This window comes from Pedobacter miscanthi (assembly GCF_032678605.1).
Classification (GTDB): domain Bacteria; phylum Bacteroidota; class Bacteroidia; order Sphingobacteriales; family Sphingobacteriaceae; genus Pedobacter; species Pedobacter miscanthi_A.
In genome coordinates this window covers 279,334-297,582 of the sequence record NZ_JAVTSU010000001.1, presented here as the reverse complement: position 1 = coordinate 297,582, position 18,249 = coordinate 279,334, and the positions used below count along the sequence as shown (strand labels likewise).

Here is an 18,249-nt window from a genome sequence, read left to right as displayed (position 1 = left end):
AACCGTTTGTATCCTTATTAATCTATCGATCCGGCTTTCATTTTCTTTTCAGGTATAAATTCTTTTTTCTTAGCCAGTCCATCCAGTTTTATCGTAATTACCGATGCGATGTTATCGGGTGCAGTATTAGGCAATCCTTCAATCTCTAGGCTACCTGCATCATTTTGTGTTAACTTCAGTTTTACGTTATCACCGGTTAATTGTGCGCTCAAAGCTTTATTGCTTAATCCTGCTAATTTCAGCTTACCGTTAGCTGGCCAGTTAAAAACTGATAGGTACAAAGTGGTATTACTTTTATTGTCTTTTGCGGTAATCCTGCCCCAATCTACATTGGCAACCGGGTTGGTATGGGTACCATAAATGGCTTCACCGTATTTTTTCATCCACTTGCCCATTTCTTTTAAGCGATCCACACTTTCCTTTGGAAAAGTACCATCTGGCTTAGGCCCAACATTTAATAAAAAATTCCCTCCTTTTGAGGCAATATCAATCGTATTACGCAACAGTTCTTCTGTCGATTTCCATTCATGGTCGCCGGTACGGTATCCCCAGGTACGGTTCATGGTCATACAGGTTTCCCAATCTTTACCATCAAGTTCGGCCAGGTTAGGTATTTTCTGTTCCGGGGTTTTGTAATCGCCGGTATTTCCGCCGCCCAACCTATCATTGGTAATCATATTTGGTTGAAGGGTTTTTGCCATATCAATCATTTTTTTTGCCTGCTCTTTAGATAATCCACCTGGTGTATCCCACCATAAAACCGATATATCGCCATAATTGCTCAGCAATTCTTTTACCTGCGGATAGGATACCTGGTTAAAATAATCATCAAAAGTTTTGCTTTGCTGTAAAGGGTCCCAGCTGCCTTTGTGTGCCAGCGTGTAAGCATCAATTTTAGCACTATCGGGGTTTAGCCAACCTTGTTTCATTACCCTGCGACCTGTTATCCCCCCTGGGTTTACCCAATCCTGCGATTGCGAATAATAAATCCCGAACTTAATGCCATACTTTTTGCAGGCTTCGGCCAATGGTTTAATGATATCTTTGCCATAGGGCGATGCCTGAACAATACTCCAGTTGCTTGCTTTGGTATCAAACAAGGCAAACCCATCGTGGTGTTTGGCGGTAATTACAATATATTTCATACCTGCATTTTTAGCCATTTGCACCCAGGCTTCGGCATTGTATTTTGCGGGATTAAAATGCTGGGCAGTATTTTTATATTCCTGCACAGGTACCTTCATTCTGTTCATTAACCATTCGCCGTTTTTTACAATTTGCTCATGCCCACGGTAAACCCCTCCAAACTGTGCATATACACCAAAGTGGATAAACATACCTAAACGGGCTTCGCGCCACCAGGCCATTTTAGCATCTTCGGTATTAGCCTGAGGTGTTGTTTGGGCAAATACCGAAGAAATACACCTTATAAAAAAAATAGAGAATATAAACAATGTTGGTTTGATGTTTATTTTCATGATGTTACTTTAACAGGTCTATATTGGTTAATTGATGTTACTAATATAGAAATAAGCGATGCGTACCTACTTTCGGATATCGCCAAAATAGTTTAGAATTTGAGTAAAAAACAAAAGGAGCCACATTTAGCGACTCCTTTCAGGTTAAAAATTATTTTGCAACTAGCTTTAAATAAAGCTTATCATTTTAAATTTACAGTTTAGATGCTTTTTGTTTCTCTCTTAATTTTGTCGCAAAATCTTTCCACGCTTGCGATTGCTCAGGTGTTAAAATGGTACTTTCTTTAATTGCTCTTTCTTTGTCATAAGCTTTCAACTTTTCCTTTTTTTGCTCATCCGTTAAAGAAGCATCTTCCGATATCGCTTTTTTGGCTTTACCGACCTCTGCAATCAAATCATGCATTTTTTGCTTGTTTTCATCACTTAGCTTCATCTCTGTAAATACAGAATCGCGAAGTTCTTTCATACTTTTTGGCTTGTTTTGCGCAAAAATTACTGTGGTGGCCAACATTAGGCCGAATAATAAAAGTGCTTTTTTCATCATTTTTTTGATTTATATACTTAATATTAATAGCCAGGGTTTTGAACAATAACTTTGTTAACATCCACTTCTGCTGCAGGGAACGGAAAGAGTTCGTGCTGGTTGGCTTTAAAATTATCGAAAGCCAAATAAGTGTAATTTGCCCGGATAATCGATTTCGTTAACGCAATATTTTTGCCCAATAAATTCCATCTGATTAAATCACCTCGTCTGGTACCTTCAAAACACAATTCGAATGCCCGTTCTTTTGTCAAAGCATCAAAAAACGCCTGTTTACTTAACCCCGATGGTAAATCTGCATCTGTATTGGTTGGTTTTGGCAAGATCGTAGCTACGGCAGTGGCCGCGCTTGCATATTGAAATATTACACCGGTTGCTGCCGCAGTAGAATTTCCTGTAGTATGTGTAGGCGCCGTAGCATTTGATTTTCCTGCTGCAGTTACACGATAATAATTATTGCCGCTTTTTACATAAGCATTTGCTGCGTAATCCGTATTGGCTGCCCAATTGTTAACATTAGCCGGCCATGGCGTTGGGATCACCACAGTTGGTGCATTGGTATATCCATAACCTGCATTTAAGGTATTAGGATAACCTGTACCTCCGGTAACCGCGATAATCGGGCCTAAAGAACCATTCGTAGTAACTAAATTGGCACTGCCGATAGCCCCTGTTCCACCACCACCTGTTATGGTAAAATTAGGCAAAGTTACATAACCAGAACCCGGAGAGGTAAGCTGGATAGATACACTGTTACCATTACTGTTAACGCCAAATCCACGTCTTCGTACCTCATTAATAGCATCGTAGGCTAAAGTATTCGGACCACCATTTAATTCGTTCTCTACCTCTGCGCGCATCAGCAGCACATCCGAATAACGCATCAACACCGTATTGATATTGGTACTCTGTTGCTCTTGAATTGTGTTTGCCTGGTATTCCCTGCTCCACTTGGCTACTTTCCACTGCTCTTCCTGTCTAGATACCACCAATGGTAATTTTATCCCGTTAGCATCAATGGTATAGGTTGCAATACTAAAATCTCTTCTCAGGTCTTTTGTATTAAACCAATCGAAAAACGGTTTCATCACTTGTACCCTGCCGTTGGTGTTTTTATATACCCCGGTTGCTACGTTTGGCGCAGTAAAAGTACCAAGTGTATTGCCACCACTGCTGGAGTTATACTGGTTGTAAATGGCAATTTCAAACAAACTTTCTTTAGGCTCCAGTATAGATTGGTTCTGATTTTTAAACACCTGTGTAAAATCTGGGTTTAAACTGTAAATACCACTACCAATTACTGCATCAAGCTGTTCTTTTGCCAACACATAATAATCTCTGTAATTGGCAGGCTGTTCCATTACACCAGCACCACCTTTATTGCGTAAAGAGAAACCACCGGCATACAAAGCAACACGGGCCAATACTGCCTTGGCACCCCATTTATTGATGCGTTCATCGGTAGGTAAGGTTGCAGGAAGCAATTCCGAACCTTCTTTCATATCTTTTATAATCTGCTCATATATCTTATACCTGTCAGTACCGGCAACTGCAAAATTCTCACCAGCTTGTGATGGAGTAAGTTTAAAGGGAACATCACCGAAGAGCCTTACCAAATCGAAATAACAATAACCCCGTAAAAATTTTGCCTCGCCCAACATCCGGTTAAGCGATGCTTTTTGAGCATCGGTACCATTGGTATAAGTACTCATTTGCGGAATTTGGGAAATTACCACGTTGGCCCTGTCTACCCCTTGATTGAGTGCAACCCAGGTTTGATCGAGCGCTGCACTTTCTTTGGTGATTGCATAGTGTGGAAGTGCTCGCCATGGGTTAACGTCAACCGAGCCGTCTATTTGAGAAATATCGGTATCATTATCATAAACAGCATTAACGTACCAGGCATAGGTTGCCTGGGTACCAAGTGATTGGTAAATGCCTAATGTGGCCATGTAAGCCTGATTTTCGTTCTCGAAAAAATTGGCACTTGTGAATGAAGAATAAGGATCTGCTTCAAGTGCTTTCTTGCAAGATGATGCTGCAAGTGTTAAGCATAAAATGCCAACTAAAAAGCTATTATTAATTAAATTTCTTTTCATAATGATTTCTTATAATGATACATTAAGTCCTGCTACAATTGATCTTGCCCTTGGATAAGCACTAAAATCTACAGATGGTGTAAGTGCACCTCTAATCGCACTAACCTCTGGATCATAACCTGAATATTTTGAAAATACATAGAGATTATAGGCTGTAACATAAATCCTTAATCTATCTATTTTGACTGCACTTAACCAACGTTTTGGAAATGTATAGCCTAAACTTACATTGTTGATCCTTAAGAAAGATCCATCCTCTACCATCTGATCATACAAACGCCGATCAGTACTGCCAATTGTACGTGGAATGGTTTTACCCTGGTTCAAGGCTTCCTGCTCGGCTGGAGTAGCAAGCTGTCCGTTGGCGTTAATGGTTGTCCATCTATTGCTTTGATAAGAAAAAGCATTACCATACTCGCCAATGATCTGCATATTCAGCCTGTTGGCATTATACACCTTATTCCCTGTAACGAAGTTAATGAACACGCTCAGATCAATACCTTTATAACTGAAGGTGTTGTTTAAACCGCCGGTAAATTTAGGGTTACCGTTCCCCAATATTGTCCTGTCATTATTATCAATTTTACCGTCACCGTTCAAATCTTTATATTTCAAAAAACCAGGCCTTGGTGTTACTGCATCCGTAACCACGCCACTTTTTAAGGTATAAACATTTGTAGTTGGATCGTAGTTAAAATCTGAAACCTGGTACAATCCATCCTGAACCCAGCCGTACATGTTACCAACCGATTCACCCACCTGTAGAATATAGTCATTAGTGGTTGTATAACTAGGCACCACCATTGAAGATTCATTATCACTAAGTTCCAATACCTTTGTTTTATTGAAAGCGAAGTTTAGGGTACTGTTCCAGCTAAAATTTTTACTGGCTACATTTACCGTATTTAGGGTAAGTTCTAAACCTTTACTTGAAGTAGAGCCAATATTACGCAGTTGCGTGGCGAAACCAGAACTTGCCGGAATACGTGACCTATATAATAAATCTTTCGATTTGTTATTATATAATTCTGCAGTCATGGTAATGCGTTGTTTAAACAACCCTATATCCAGGCCTAGATTGGTGCTTTGTAATGCTTCCCATTTCAGGGCCGGGTTAGATAAAGCATTTAATCCTACACCGATTACGGGTTGGTTTTTTAAAGGGTAACTCAGGTTACCAAACGTACCGAGGGCTAAATAGTTATCAATCCTGTTATTTCCGGCAACACCATAACTAAACCTCAATTTCAACTCAGAAAGATTTTTAAAAGACTTCATAAAATCTTCGTTTATAATTTTCCAGGCTACTGCAACGGAAGGAAACACTCCCCACCTGTTTTCTGGTCCAAATTTCGACGAACCATCATAACGCAAACTACTTGTTAACAAATATTTACCTTTATAAGAATAGTTTGCCCTACCAAAGAAAGAAAGCATTTTATCGTCTTCAGCTGAGGTAACAGGAATATCAGAAAGTGTTGCAAAACCAAAATTGTCCCAACCTAAATTTTCAGTAGGAAATGCGGATGCCCTGAAGGAAAGCCCTTCGTTATAATTGTAAATATATTCCTGGCCTAGTGTAACATCCAATTTATGGTCTTTAGCAAAAGTATTGGCATAGGTTAAGGTATTGTTATAATTAAATCTGGTTGACACACTTTGCCTAATTGCACCAAAAGGGCCGCCAGAACGTATGGCAACAGCAGAGGCAGCCTCTGTAAACTCTTTGGTTTTATCTCCGTTATCAGAGTAGCTTACCAATCCACGATAAGTTAGATTTTTTAAGAACTTATATTGTAAAGTAGCGTTCATATTTAATGAGCGCTGCCTGCGCTCCCTTAAACTACTTTGAGCTGCAGTAACAGGATCCTGAAAGGTTGGAGAACTCGGGTTGGGATCTAAAGGATCTATATTGCCGCTTAGCAAATCCTCATCCGAACCAACCAAACCAATAATTGGCCTGTACTGCAATACATTTTGAAGAAAACTTAAGCGGGTATTACCACCGTCGTTTGTACCTATACCAGTAGTTTTCTGGTTAGAATAGTTTACAATTGCGCTTACCGTTAGCTTATTGTTCAGGTTATGGGTAAGGGTAAGTTTGGCGATGTCTTTATCCGAACCACTTCCCACCATAATACCTTCATCTTGATTATGTGAGTAAAAAGCATTAAACTGGGTTTCATTACTTCCACCACTAAAGCTGAATTTATGATATTGGTTCATGGCATTTTTTCCAAGTAACAAGTCCTGGTAATTGTTGCCTGGCCTGTTCAGAAAATTTTTCTGAAGGTCTGCAAAAGGCCCGTAAGCTTTGGTAATTTTATCAATCACTGTTGCGTTAGTAGAATTTGCCGCTACTTCATATTGTGCCAGGGCATACTCATAACTGTTAAACAAAGGCAGTTCCCGGGTAATGGCTTTTACGCCTATATAATTATCGTAGCTAATTCTGATTTTCCCAGCCCTGATTTTTTTCGTAGTAATTAATATTACTCCATTTGCACCTCTGGCGCCATAAATAGAAGTAGAAGACGCATCTTTCATCACATCTACCGATTCAATATCTGTTGGATCTAAAAATGCCAGACCATCAGTTTGAGGCACACCATCTACCACATATAATGGTTCGTTACTTTGTGTAATAGACATTCCACCACGTAAAGTAATGCTTGGTGTTGCACCCGGAGTACCATCCGGCATTGATATTTGAAGCCCTGCAACACGGCCCTGTAAAGCCTGTGCAACGTTTTGAATAGGCGTTTTCGCAATTTCTTCACCCTTAACAGATGATATGGCTCCTGTTAAATCTCCCCTGCGGGTAGTTTGACCGTATCCTACAACAACCACATCATTCAGGCTATTGGCCTCATCAACCAATATCACGCTTATGGTTGTTCTTCCTTCTACTTTACGCTCAACCGTTTTAGTACCCAGGTATTTAAAAACCAGTGCCGCATCTTTGCTAACCTTAATCTGATAGTTACCATTATTATCAGTAATTACAGCATTGGCTTTACCCTTTTCAGAAATTGTAGCTCCCGGTATAGGCTGTTCTTTAGCATCTTTTACGGTACCTTTTACCGTAATAATTTCCTGGGCATAAGAAATCTGAAAGCTCAGGAGGCATAAGATATATAATAAAAATTTTTTCATGTTTTTTTTTATAATTTATGTGAAACGGTAAATACTTGTGGTAGTGCCATTTTTAATAAAACCGTTGGCATATGTTATTACACTGGCCCTTGGCATAGGTTCATCAAAAGATTCTGAAGCAACAACACTTGTGATCTCTTTTACGCCGTTTAGCCCAATTAATTCAAATCCAGCCTGAGTGGTATTGGTCTCATTTTTATTTTCGTAAGCTGCACTTAGGCCGCTTATTCCTGAATCGTTTGCAGTTAAAGGATCAATCACTCCGGCAGCATTTCTACGGTAGCCTACCCACGGTCTCACAAACGCTAAGGTAGCTGGATCAGTTACAGGGTATGCTGTAATTAACTGTCTGATTTGTGCCGAATGCCTGGCTTCAACAGTATGTATTTGTGCTGCAGTTGATAATACGGTATTGTTTGTTCTTAAAAACTCAAACTGGCCTTTATAAGCCCTTACGCCTAAATCTTCAAATACCATGGCTAGTTTTAAGAAAGTAGGGTAATTAATAGCAATAGTAGCACCAAAAGCCGGCAAGGTAGTTCCACGTCTCGTATCAATCTCTGAAAATGGAATTGCTATACGGGGTGTTCCGTTTAAGGCGGTTATGGTTTGCACCAATAAATCTATATGTGCTTTTTCGTGATTTCTGATTGCGGTAATAACAGGAACAACATTAGCAGGCAACATGGTTGATGCATTGGTAACCGCATAATTATACAGTTCGTACTCCATGTATTCCAGTCCTAAAGCTAAATTTAGCGCGTTAACAACTGGCGATGGAGCTGTTGTTTGTCCATAAGCTTTTTGAAACATAGCACCCAAAGCCAAAGGCAATGCCGCCATGGAAATTTTCTTACTGATGTTAAAAAAATCTTTCATGGCATTACGACGCGGATTCAGGCGTTCGTAAACTTCTCCATCTAATTTTTCTATCTCGTTTAGTATATTTTGAATATCCATATTGGGTTTGGTTAGCGGTTGATGATATTAAGTTTAGTTTTAATGATTTTCGAAACCTGCTCCAATACCTTTGCTGGAGGAAGTGAAACATCTAAACCATTGGCTGCTACTGCACCAAGTAAAGCAAGATCATTTAAATCGGATGCGCTGTTAGCACTAACTAAGTTTCTAAACCATGCTGCATGCCTTGCCTCTATCGATGAGATCTGACCCGCCAAAACAATAGTTGCTAATTCCTGTGCTTTTGCAATTACACCGTTATAAGCAGCTACGCCAAGATCTTCAATTGTTTTAGCGGTGCCAAGCACCCCTTCCCTGGTTGTGAAATTGGTAGCAGAAAAATCAAATTCTAAAGTACCTATAGCAGCAACACCAAGATAACGTTTAAAAAATTCGCGGTGCGTTAACTCATGCTGTCCAATTTCTTGCAAATATTGTTTTTCTAAATCTGAAAATGTTGCCGGAATGTTCTCCATTACTTTTATATAAAAAGCTGCTTCCAATTGCTCTAACGCATAAATATAATTCAATAGCCCAATATCCTTACCCAGATCAATCGTATTATCGGTATTGATGGCTGGTGTAGTGGGATTATTAAAGTCTTCTCTTTTACAGCTTATTACTGTAGTGGTTAGTGCAGCAGCACCGGCGAGTTGCAAGAACTCCCTCCTTTGCATAAATTTAGCTGAAAGAGAATCTTTCTCTACTAGAATTTCAGGATTATTCTTATTCATTTTGTTAGTTGGTTATAATTTTGGTTAGTCACATTTTTTTATCGATAGTTAATTCCATGTGGATTATTTATCGATATGAATAATTATTTATTTTTCTTTAAACCTTTTAGATTTTGGTTAGTCTGAATGATCAATGAAGTTTTAGTCGCAGTGGTTAAATCCGTCTCCATAAATATCTCCCTTATCAAACAGTAACGAATTTAGCAATCACTTTAAAAAAAGAGTTTTGAATTTGTTTAAAATACTATCAAATTTGGCTAACATCTCTTATTTGAGCTGTATTGGGCACTTTCAACACTAAATTCTAAAAAACAAACGCTTCAAAAAGCAAACTAAACAACCTTATAAATACTACAAATAAACGGCAATCAGAAGTGCCGTGCAGTGCCTGGTATCGTATTTCCTGTCATTCCCGCACAAATGAATACTGCGCAATGCTTAGTGAAGCTAATCTTAAAAGCTGGGTACAGGTAAACCTAATTAACCACAAATGGAAAGCCATTGATATAAAAACCTGTATTTACCAGTGTGCACCAGTGGTTAAAAATGCTTAAATAAAACAAATTGCACTTCGAGGCAATCTTATAATTAATAGTTACCATTATAGTGTAAGAAAAAATACTCAGTCTCAACGCTTTCTGGTGGATAAAGTGATCATTTTGCTGGTAGCAATATTATTTTACTTTTCAATATAATGGTATAAGCTTGCTTTAGCTTCATCAATAATTAGCTGAGCAGCCTCTTGTTCCAGTTCTAACATTTTGATCCGAAACATTATTTCAGCCTGCTGATGAGGACCACAGTTGTCTATCTTCTCCAAACAACTTATCTCAAGCAGATTTAAATAGGCCATTAATTGTGTAGATTCAGGTGTTTCTAGTTTTAACTGGGTAATAACGGCCCATAATAATTGTGTTTTTGCATCATTATCTTTCAACGTGGTTAATTTCCGTTTCAGTTTTAAACAGTTAAATGCAGCCTTTTCAATTCGTTGTTCCATTTTTCTGATCATAGCAGCTGTATCCTGGTGGGCTTTAATCTTAATTTTTTCGAAAGGCTTTATTTCGAGCTTAGCCTGCAACAACAATTCGATCTTCGAAAGCAAAGCAAGCTGGCTGTTGCTCAAAGCGCGCGAACCGATCTCGTACATACCGGCCGAACTTCTTGGCATGCCCAGTAAAGCCCCCATTTCATTTTGCGAAAGCCCTAATTTTTCCCTTATCTGTTTCATTTATGTTAACCAGTTATTATTTTAAGCAGAGTTGTGACTGTTTTTGTTGTGACACTTTTTTATGCCCGTTAAAATTTGCCCACAAAGTTGTGACAAATTTTTATGTGACACTTTTTTAGGTCACATAAAAATGTGTCACAAAATGCCTTCATAGTAAATAAAACCAACGTTTAGCCATCTATTTTTTTTCTATCCTATCCCTATAGATCAGATAAAAACCTTAAATAAAAAACTTTAGCAACTTTATCTGTAATTTTAATTATACAATTAAAAATCATTAAATATATACAAAAAATTATTTTTTATGTATAGTATTACTACAATTAAACAATTTATAACCTTTAAACTTTACATGGGATGAATTATTCTGTAAGCACATTAACAAGCGCAGCCGACTGCGACGAACTATTAAACTTAATCCAAAAAGAGAATGACGACCTGGCATTCCAAAAAATTTCTTTAGAGCGCCAACAAAAAAAATATGCTGAAACTACCATTGAGGTATCATCTGAAATTACCTTGGTACAGGCCGAACTAGATGCCATAAACATTGTTTTAGCAAGTTTACCTGAAGGGCCAACCAGGTTGGATAACATTAAAAAACAAAAAAGATTAGAGTATAGTCTCTTTTTATTAAATAACCGTAAAACCAGCTATGGGGCTATTACACTTTTAGAAAAAGAGTTTAACTTTGCCCGGATTTTGAAAGAGCTTGAAGAAGCTACTGCTTTTGTGGCAGCCATACAAACGCGAAAAGCTGAGCTTTAATATCACCCCAATAAATCATCCCACTCTATAATAGAAAGAAGTTGTATTCATGTTTTCAAACATGATCAACCTCTTTTTTAGTGAAAATTAAAGCCGTTTTTTAAACATAAAAAATTCATTAACATAACTTGTGTGTCCTTGTATTCTTTAAATGATAAATTAAAGGCATTGCTGTAATCTCCAAATCTATCTCAAACACTTTTCAGGATCTTTTTAGCACTTTATTTAACATAAAACTGCTAAACATTAGCCCCACTAAAAATATTTTTAAGCTCAACGGTTTTATTATTAACGATAGGTTTGGCATAATAAGCCAAAAAGAGAATATAACCCAGTGTAACATATAAAAACAACATGGCATAACGTAAACCAATCCAATCGCCTAACGAACCGATAATAAGCGGCACCAAAGCACCGCCAAAAATACCGGAGCATAAAATACCCGAAAATGACCCGTGATTTTTAGGTATAGAGTTTAAAGCCAGAGAAAATACGATAGAAAACATAACCGAAATGGTAAAACCGGCAGTGGGGAAAGCCAATAATGCGAGGTCTTTATTTCCGAATAGGGCACAGGTAATTGTTATTATACTCAATATACAGGCAACCTTTAATACCACTTTTGAATCCCATAACTTTAAAATAACTAATCCAAGCAAGCAGCCCAGGGTCATTAAACCCCAGAACCATGCAACCGCACTTGCACCTTCACCGCCAGGATCGAGCTGATGGTAGGCTTTTAAAAACTGCGACATCCAATTGGCTAAAGATTGTTCGGTACCCACGTAAGCGATAATGCCAAGAAAAAACAGCCAAACTTCTCTTTTTTTAAGTAAATCGAAGTAAACGATAGCTGTACCTGTTTTTTCATCATCTTTTAATTTTACAACAGGCATTTTAATCATGGCGATCACCACGAGCATCAAAATGAATATTGCGCTAAATAACCAGTACATTACTGTCCAGTTTAATTCATTGTTAATCAGTTTATCGAATATTGATGTGAATAAATTATCCTGTCCGGGTTGTAGTTTCTTTAATAAACCTGTAAAAACAAAAGGACTGATAAATGAAGCCAGCCCAAAAACCAGCTGCGCCATAACGGAGTAAAAGGCGAAATTTTCTTCACCTCCGGCAGTACGCATTAAAGGGTTGATAATAACCTGTAACATAGCCATACCAATGCCAATGGTAAACAGTGAACCCAATGCGATGCTATAAGTTGGATAAAATGCAAAAGCCAAAGCCCCCGCTAAATTCAGGGAGAAAGCAATTAAGATAGATTTTTTTTCACCAATGCTTTCGATCATAATCCCAGCGGGAATAGACATAATACCATAAGCCAAAAAGAACGAAAACGGCAAAAATGCCGCCATGGTTAAGCTGAGTTTGTAGGTTTGTATAATAATAGGCATTAGCGGGCCTAAAATATTGGTAACAAAAGAGATCACGAACCAAATGACCAGGATCATTCCTACAAGAAAACTATTTCGGGGCATAATCAAATGCTTTGAATTTTTGAAAAACATGAGCAGCACAACCCAATAACCCGGCTTTATTGCCCAATTTAGCCGAAACCACCAATGAATCTGTGGAGGTGATTGGAACGGCTAAAGTTTTTATTCTTCGCTCTATTTCTCTGCTATAAAAAGCACCGGCTTCACTTATCCCCCCTCCGATTACTATTTTTTGCGGGCTGAATATGTTAATGAAACTAATAATTCCTGTAGCCAGGTAATCGAAATGCAACTCCATAGCCTTAACTGCATATTCTTCTCCAGCCAGGTATTTTTCTACAATGTATTTTCCATCAATATTTTCCATTTCAGATAAAGCCGGATGGATAAACTGATAATGGTTTAATAAGGCAGTAACTGAAGCATAGGCTTCTAAACACCCCTTACCGCCACATGCACAGGCGATACCGTTGTGCTGTACTACGATATGACCTAACTCTGTACCACGATTTCTAAATCCACCATAAAGTTTACTATCAATCATCACTGCACCACCAATACCTGTACCTACGGTAAGAAAAACTACATCACTACAATCTTTGGCAGCACCATAAGTCATCTCACCAAGCCCCATCAAATTGGCATCGTTATCCATTACAATATTGTAACGGGTTACATCTTGTAAAATTTCGCCAAGCGCCAATTGTTTAAAACCAGGTAAATTATCGGCACCAGCAATAATTTTATTGTTATAAATAATTCCGGGAAACCCAATTCCAACACCAAGGATAGGATTTTTAAACTTTTTAGCACAGGTTTGAATCGCCTCTACAATAAGTGCAATAATTGCCCCCTGGGTTTTTGCGTTTTTTAAAGATATGATGGTGGAATATAAAATTTCACCATGATGGTTTACTACACCACATTTAAGCGAAGAACCGCCAACATCAATTCCGATGGCATAAGATTGGTACATTTCAGTATTATTTAAGGTAATCATAAATTGAATCTAGGTTAAATCTCTTTTACATTTCTTTAATGGATGTGGCTCTTTACCTACCCCGCCACACACTGCACTATTGCCGTAACAATTGTGATGTTGCCAAAATTATTGCCACACATAATCATTAATTTATTGGGTATTTTGTTTGTTTCTGCCCACGGGCTGCCCATACAAAAAAGCTTCGAAGATAAAAATCCGGATACGCTGTATTTTAAGTTTGTGAGCAACATATTATTCTATTTTAATATGGGCTAAAATAAAATACCTAAAGTTTTGATTCGTTAGATCTCTACTCAAAATATTTCAATATTGATTAATTATCATGTCAATATACTATAAAAAGGCAACAATAAGCTGATGTACGGTACAAGTCCGAAAAAAATTAAGCTTTAACCAAATTCTAAATATTTCTGGTAATAATCAAAAGTGTTTCTGCTTGTACTCTCCTAATTTCACTTTACAAAACAATCATTAAAAATATCAAAGATTCAAATCAAAACACGATGAGAAAAGCTTTTTGCTTAGTAGTGGTAGCCGCCACACTTGTATTTAAATGTTACGCTGCCCCGGTACAAGATCACCCGCCCTTAAACTGGCTAAAGAAAGCCACAGATGTAATTGCATTTCAGTTAAATAAAGCGGCAGAAACCTATAAACCTGGTCAAAACCCAAGGTCGATTAATCCGAATGGAACAGTGAGAACTGCCGGTGTTACCGATTGGACCACAGGTTTCTTTCCAGGATCGCTTTGGTATGGCTATGAACTTACCGGAGACAAAAAATTAGCAGAAAAGGCTAAAGCATTTACATTAGCTTTAGATTCGGCACGCCATATTACCAATACCCACGATCTTGGTTTTATGCTTTTTTGCTCCTATGGTAATGCCTATAGAATTACACAAGATAAAACCTACTTACCTGCATTAGAGGAGGGCGCCAAAAATCTTGCTGCCCGTTTCAATCCAAAAATTGGTGTGATTAGATCATGGGATTTTTCGTGGTGGCACTATCCGGTAATTATCGACAATATGATCAACCTGGAATATTTATACTGGTCGAGCAAAGAATTTAACAAACCGGCGTATGCTACTATAGCTTCAACGCATGCAACTACTACGATAAAAAATCATTTCAGGAAAGATTTTAGTTCTTACCATGTGGTAGATTATGATCCCGCTACCGGAAAAGTACTCCGTAAAGCAACTCACCAGGGTTTAACAAACGAATCTGCCTGGGCAAGAGGTCAGGCCTGGGGTTTATATGGCTATACCATGTGTTTTGAAAACACCAAAAATCCAGCATTTTTAGCACAGGCAGAAAATATTGCCAAATTTATTATGAACCACCCACGTACACCGAAAGACAAGATACCGGTATGGGATTATGATGTGCATAATGCATTAGAGGAAGATGAACGCGCACCACGGGATGCCTCTGCTGCAGCTGTAATTGCCTCAGCCCTGCTTGATTTGAGTACGCAGGTAAAGGATGGCCAGAAATATTTTACTTATGCCGAAGATATTCTAAAATCACTTTCTTCTGATCAGTATTTAGCCAAACCAGACGAAAATAAATACTTTATCTTAAAACACAGTACCGGGGCGATGTTATATAACTCCGAAATAGATACAGCCATAGATTATGCAGATTATTATTACTTAGAGGCTTTAAAAAGATATATAGCGATTAAAAAAATAAATCTGAAACAGTTGGTAAAATCATAGTCTTCGTCTGTTTTTTTTAAGAGGTTTATGCGTTTTACTTAAATTGAGATAATTTTATCCAACATTTAATATTGAATACAACCAGGTTACCCTTTGCAATAGTAGATTAAAGCTTACATATGAGAATGACTTAGAAATCAATCACTAACCAAAAAAGTCACCATGAAAAAAACACAAATTAATCAGATCAAGGTTGCCATTGTTGCCCTATTTTTTATTGGAGCTGCATGTAAGAAAAAAGAATCAACCAGCAATCAGGATGAAACAGTTAATCGTGCTGATACCATACTGAATGTAACCTACGAAAATGGCGCACTTAGTTCAGGTATTACAGGGGTAACAAGCACAAATGCCACTGCTCCTGATGCAGCTTACATGGTTAAACCTGCTGGTAATGGCAGCAACTACGCCATTGCCCATAAAATTGTATTTGGCGATCCAGCTTATGAATCAGATGGTAGCGTTAGAAGTGAGAGCGATGCCATAGCCGCAGCCAATGCAAAGTTCTATCCGGGAGATGAACGCCGATATGAATTTAGCGTATTACTGAAAGACTGGACACCATGGCTTTCTGGCCCGACTTATGAAACCAACATTTTCCAGCTAAAAGTATCTGGCAATTCAACCTCCGGTTCGGGTGTTCCGCTCCAGTTCCGCACCGCCAGAAACGCAATGAGGCTGCGCTACGAAGGTTCTTCTTCTATAAAAGATATTATACCTGATTTGCGGCTTTACGTAAACCAATGGATGCATTTTAGAGTGGATGTTTTATGGAAAGATGATGCCACCGGCTATATGAGAACTTATATGAAACTGCCCGGACAAAGCGCTTATGTACTGGTTGATGAAAAAACAAATTACCGCACTTTTGCCGGAGATGTGAAAGTTGGCAACCTGGGATACATTAAGTGGGGAGTGTATGGAACACAAACAGGACTTACCCGCATTGCCTACCATGATGATATCAGGATTATCAAACTTCCTTTAAAATAAAAGCAATATCCTAACATTTAACTGTGAGTTGTTATAAGGCAATAGAAATTACATTTAAAGAAAATATACCCGAATTACACCGTTAATGGCCAAATAAAAACCGCTTTAATAAATAAACATAATGAAGACAAGAATATTATATTGCCTTTTATTAACCACTTTCTCACTTTCTGGAGTTTTGGCCCAGGAACAGCCCATTACCAAAGAAAGTTTTGCCTCCATCAACCTTAACTACCCGGGATTGGAGAAAACCAACAAACTTTTTTCTTCAGGCAAATACGAAGAAGCCGCCAAAGAATTGCTGGTTTATTACCGCAATCGTAAAAACGTAAAATTGCCCGACTTTAATGTTGGCGATGAGGCCCGTTTTAAGGGGAAAGATATCGGTAAAGCCAATCTTGAAAAAGCCGACAAAGCCCTGGAGCACAAATTTCAACCTCAAAAAGGTTATGGTTTTTATGATTATGGAAAAGACATTAACTGGCAGTTTTGGCCTGTAAAAGATAACGAGGTACGCTGGCAATTGCACCGTATATACTGGTGGCAACCCATGGGCATGGCCTACCGAAGCAGCGGAGATGAAAAATACGCCAAAGAATGGATTTTCCAGTTTAGAGATTGGGTTAAGAAAAATCCCTTGGGTTTATCAGCTGATAACGATAAATATGCCTGGCGCCCACTCGAAATATCGGAGCGACTTGCCAGTTTGCCCGGAACCTTCAATTTATTTATTACCTCGCCTAATTTTACGCCGGCATTTTTATTAGAATTTATAAACAGTTATGCCCAACAAACTGATCATTTAATCGGAAATTATGCAACTGATGGCAACCACCGCTTATTTGAAGCCCAAAGGGCATTGGGTGCGGGTTGCTTTTTTCCAGAAGCAGATCATGCATCAACCTGGCGAAAAAGCGGCGCTACCGTACTGAACATCGAAATTAAAAAACAAATATATCCTGACGGGATGCAGTTCGAACTGGCCCCTGGTTATCACAACGCCATGATCAGCATTTTTATAGAAGGTTTAAGACAGGCACAAAAAAGTGGCATGGATAATGAATTTCCGGATAGTTATAAAGCCACTATCGAGAAGATGATCCTTGCCACTATTAACTTTTCTTTCCCCGATTATTCATTCCCCATGTTTGGAGATGCTTTTCTTACAGAGAAAACCACCATGTTAAAACAGTATAAAAACTGGGCGACTGAGTTTCCGGATAACCAGGTAATACAATATTTTGCCAGCGATAAACAAACAGGCGAAAAGCCAGCTTACTTATCCCATGCGCTAAACACTGCCGGTTTTTATACTTTCAGAAATGCCTGGGATGACAAAGCCACCGTAATGGTATTAAAAGCAAGCCCTCCCGGTGAGTTTCATGCGCAACCAGATAATGGCACTTTCGAATTATGGGTTAAAGGCAGAAATTTTACACCAGATGCGGGTAGTTATGTGTATAGCGGTGATGCAGCCATAAATAAACAAAGAGATTGGTACCGCCAAACGCGTGTGCACAGCACTTTAACACTCGATAATCAGAATATGGTGATTACTAAAGCCCAACAAAATAAATGGGAAACGGGTAAAAACCTTGATGTTTTAACCTATACCAATCCAAGTTATACTGATTTAAACCATCAACGCAGCGCACTTTTTATTGATCAAAAGTATTTCATCATTATTGATAGAGCAATTGGTAAGGCAACAGGCACTTTAGGCACACATTTTCAGTTAAAAGAAGATAGTAATCCGGTTTTTGACACCACTAAAAAAGCAGTTTACTCTACCTATGCAGATGGCAATAACCTGCTGATCCAAAACTTAAATCCTGATGAAGTAAAACTGATAGAAGAAGAAGGAAAAGTATCATATCAGTATCAAAAGGAGTTAAAAAGGCCTGCATTTGTTTTTGAAAAACCAAAAACCGATACCAAAACTCAGCAATTTATTAGTGTAGTTTATCCTTTTGATGGCAATAAAGCTCCTGAAATCAGCATTAAAGCAAATCAGGGAAATGACTATGAGCAAGGAAAAATTAACCTGACCATTACAATTGATGGCAAAAAAAGTGAAGTAGAAGCCCGTTTGTGGTAAACCAATA

The 18,249-nt window shown here is 38.3% G+C and carries 13 protein-coding genes; 4 read left to right on the top strand and 9 right to left on the bottom strand.

Translation table 11 applies throughout. The features are described from left to right. Positions 1 to 17 precede the first annotated feature (17 nt). From R2R28_RS01070 to R2R28_RS01040, 7 genes are all read right to left on the bottom strand, one after another. On the bottom strand, positions 18 to 1,478 hold the full coding sequence (locus R2R28_RS01070; RefSeq protein WP_316823850.1) for an alpha-L-fucosidase: 1,461 nt from the start codon (positions 1,476 to 1,478) through the stop codon (positions 18 to 20). Positions 1,479 to 1,671: 193 nt separating this feature from the next. Beyond that, positions 1,672 to 2,022 carry a hypothetical protein gene (locus tag R2R28_RS01065; RefSeq protein WP_316823849.1) on the bottom strand — a complete coding sequence of 117 codons (351 nt, stop codon included), beginning with the start codon at positions 2,020 to 2,022 and terminating at the stop codon, positions 1,672 to 1,674. 23 nt (positions 2,023 to 2,045) lie between these two features. Continuing rightward, positions 2,046 to 4,118, bottom strand: a complete 2,073-nt coding sequence (locus tag R2R28_RS01060; RefSeq protein WP_316823848.1) for a RagB/SusD family nutrient uptake outer membrane protein — start codon at positions 4,116 to 4,118, stop codon at positions 2,046 to 2,048. Positions 4,119 to 4,127: 9 nt separating this feature from the next. Next, complete coding sequence (locus R2R28_RS01055) at positions 4,128 to 7,274, bottom strand: TonB-dependent receptor (RefSeq protein ID WP_316823847.1); 3,147 nt, start codon at positions 7,272 to 7,274, stop codon at positions 4,128 to 4,130. Positions 7,275 to 7,289: 15 nt separating this feature from the next. After that, entirely contained in the window at positions 7,290 to 8,234 is a 945-nt protein-coding gene (locus R2R28_RS01050) for a ferritin-like domain-containing protein (RefSeq protein WP_316823846.1), read from the bottom strand. 11 nt (positions 8,235 to 8,245) lie between these two features. Then, complete coding sequence (locus tag R2R28_RS01045) at positions 8,246 to 8,968, bottom strand: ferritin-like domain-containing protein (RefSeq protein WP_316823845.1); 723 nt, start codon at positions 8,966 to 8,968, stop codon at positions 8,246 to 8,248. Between the two features lie 679 nt (positions 8,969 to 9,647). Further along, on the bottom strand, positions 9,648 to 10,199 hold the full coding sequence (locus R2R28_RS01040; RefSeq protein ID WP_316823844.1) for a helix-turn-helix transcriptional regulator: 552 nt from the start codon (positions 10,197 to 10,199) through the stop codon (positions 9,648 to 9,650). A gap of 357 nt (positions 10,200 to 10,556) precedes the next feature. Between R2R28_RS01040 and R2R28_RS01035 the strand changes: the two genes are divergently transcribed. Next, positions 10,557 to 10,967, top strand: a complete 411-nt coding sequence (locus tag R2R28_RS01035; RefSeq protein WP_316823843.1) for a hypothetical protein — start codon at positions 10,557 to 10,559, stop codon at positions 10,965 to 10,967. A 239-nt stretch (positions 10,968 to 11,206) separates the two neighbouring features. Here R2R28_RS01035 and R2R28_RS01030 read toward each other — a convergent pair whose 3' ends face one another. Beyond that, the gene (locus R2R28_RS01030; RefSeq protein ID WP_316823842.1) at positions 11,207 to 12,466 is read right to left on the bottom strand and encodes an MFS transporter; all 1,260 of its coding nucleotides are present in this window, start codon (positions 12,464 to 12,466) and stop codon (positions 11,207 to 11,209) included. Continuing rightward, positions 12,453 to 13,424, bottom strand: a complete 972-nt coding sequence (locus R2R28_RS01025; RefSeq protein WP_316823841.1) for an ROK family protein — start codon at positions 13,422 to 13,424, stop codon at positions 12,453 to 12,455. The genes R2R28_RS01030 and R2R28_RS01025 overlap by 14 nt, the downstream gene beginning before the upstream one ends. Before the next feature lie 506 nt (positions 13,425 to 13,930). Between R2R28_RS01025 and R2R28_RS01020 the strand changes: the two genes are divergently transcribed. From R2R28_RS01020 to hepC, 3 genes are all read left to right on the top strand, one after another. After that, complete coding sequence (locus R2R28_RS01020; RefSeq protein WP_316823840.1) at positions 13,931 to 15,151, top strand: glycoside hydrolase family 88 protein; 1,221 nt, start codon at positions 13,931 to 13,933, stop codon at positions 15,149 to 15,151. 162 nt (positions 15,152 to 15,313) lie between these two features. Next, the gene (locus R2R28_RS01015) at positions 15,314 to 16,144 is read left to right on the top strand and encodes a heparin lyase I family protein (protein ID WP_316823839.1); all 831 of its coding nucleotides are present in this window, start codon (positions 15,314 to 15,316) and stop codon (positions 16,142 to 16,144) included. A gap of 121 nt (positions 16,145 to 16,265) precedes the next feature. Continuing rightward, complete coding sequence (gene hepC, locus R2R28_RS01010) at positions 16,266 to 18,242, top strand: heparin-sulfate lyase HepC (protein WP_316823838.1); 1,977 nt, start codon at positions 16,266 to 16,268, stop codon at positions 18,240 to 18,242. The last annotated feature ends 7 nt before the right edge of the window (positions 18,243 to 18,249 follow it).

What these genes read in the sequence shown, in the direction of transcription:
- R2R28_RS01015 (WP_316823839.1), top strand. Translation starts at nt 15,314, where the DNA reads ATGAAAAAAACACAAATTAATCAGATCAAGGTTGCCATTGTTGCCCTA.
- R2R28_RS01060 (WP_316823848.1), bottom strand. Translation starts at nt 4,118, where the DNA reads ATGAAAAGAAATTTAATTAATAATAGCTTTTTAGTTGGCATTTTATGC.
- R2R28_RS01070 (WP_316823850.1), bottom strand. Translation starts at nt 1,478, where the DNA reads ATGAAAATAAACATCAAACCAACATTGTTTATATTCTCTATTTTTTTT.
- R2R28_RS01020 (WP_316823840.1), top strand. Translation starts at nt 13,931, where the DNA reads ATGAGAAAAGCTTTTTGCTTAGTAGTGGTAGCCGCCACACTTGTATTT.
- R2R28_RS01035 (WP_316823843.1), top strand. Translation starts at nt 10,557, where the DNA reads ATGAATTATTCTGTAAGCACATTAACAAGCGCAGCCGACTGCGACGAA.
- R2R28_RS01030 (WP_316823842.1), bottom strand. Translation starts at nt 12,466, where the DNA reads ATGCCCCGAAATAGTTTTCTTGTAGGAATGATCCTGGTCATTTGGTTC.
- R2R28_RS01050 (WP_316823846.1), bottom strand. Translation starts at nt 8,234, where the DNA reads ATGGATATTCAAAATATACTAAACGAGATAGAAAAATTAGATGGAGAA.
- R2R28_RS01055 (WP_316823847.1), bottom strand. Translation starts at nt 7,274, where the DNA reads ATGAAAAAATTTTTATTATATATCTTATGCCTCCTGAGCTTTCAGATT.
- R2R28_RS01040 (WP_316823844.1), bottom strand. Translation starts at nt 10,199, where the DNA reads ATGAAACAGATAAGGGAAAAATTAGGGCTTTCGCAAAATGAAATGGGG.
- R2R28_RS01045 (WP_316823845.1), bottom strand. Translation starts at nt 8,968, where the DNA reads ATGAATAAGAATAATCCTGAAATTCTAGTAGAGAAAGATTCTCTTTCA.
- R2R28_RS01025 (WP_316823841.1), bottom strand. Translation starts at nt 13,424, where the DNA reads ATGATTACCTTAAATAATACTGAAATGTACCAATCTTATGCCATCGGA.
- R2R28_RS01065 (WP_316823849.1), bottom strand. Translation starts at nt 2,022, where the DNA reads ATGATGAAAAAAGCACTTTTATTATTCGGCCTAATGTTGGCCACCACA.
- hepC (WP_316823838.1), top strand. Translation starts at nt 16,266, where the DNA reads ATGAAGACAAGAATATTATATTGCCTTTTATTAACCACTTTCTCACTT.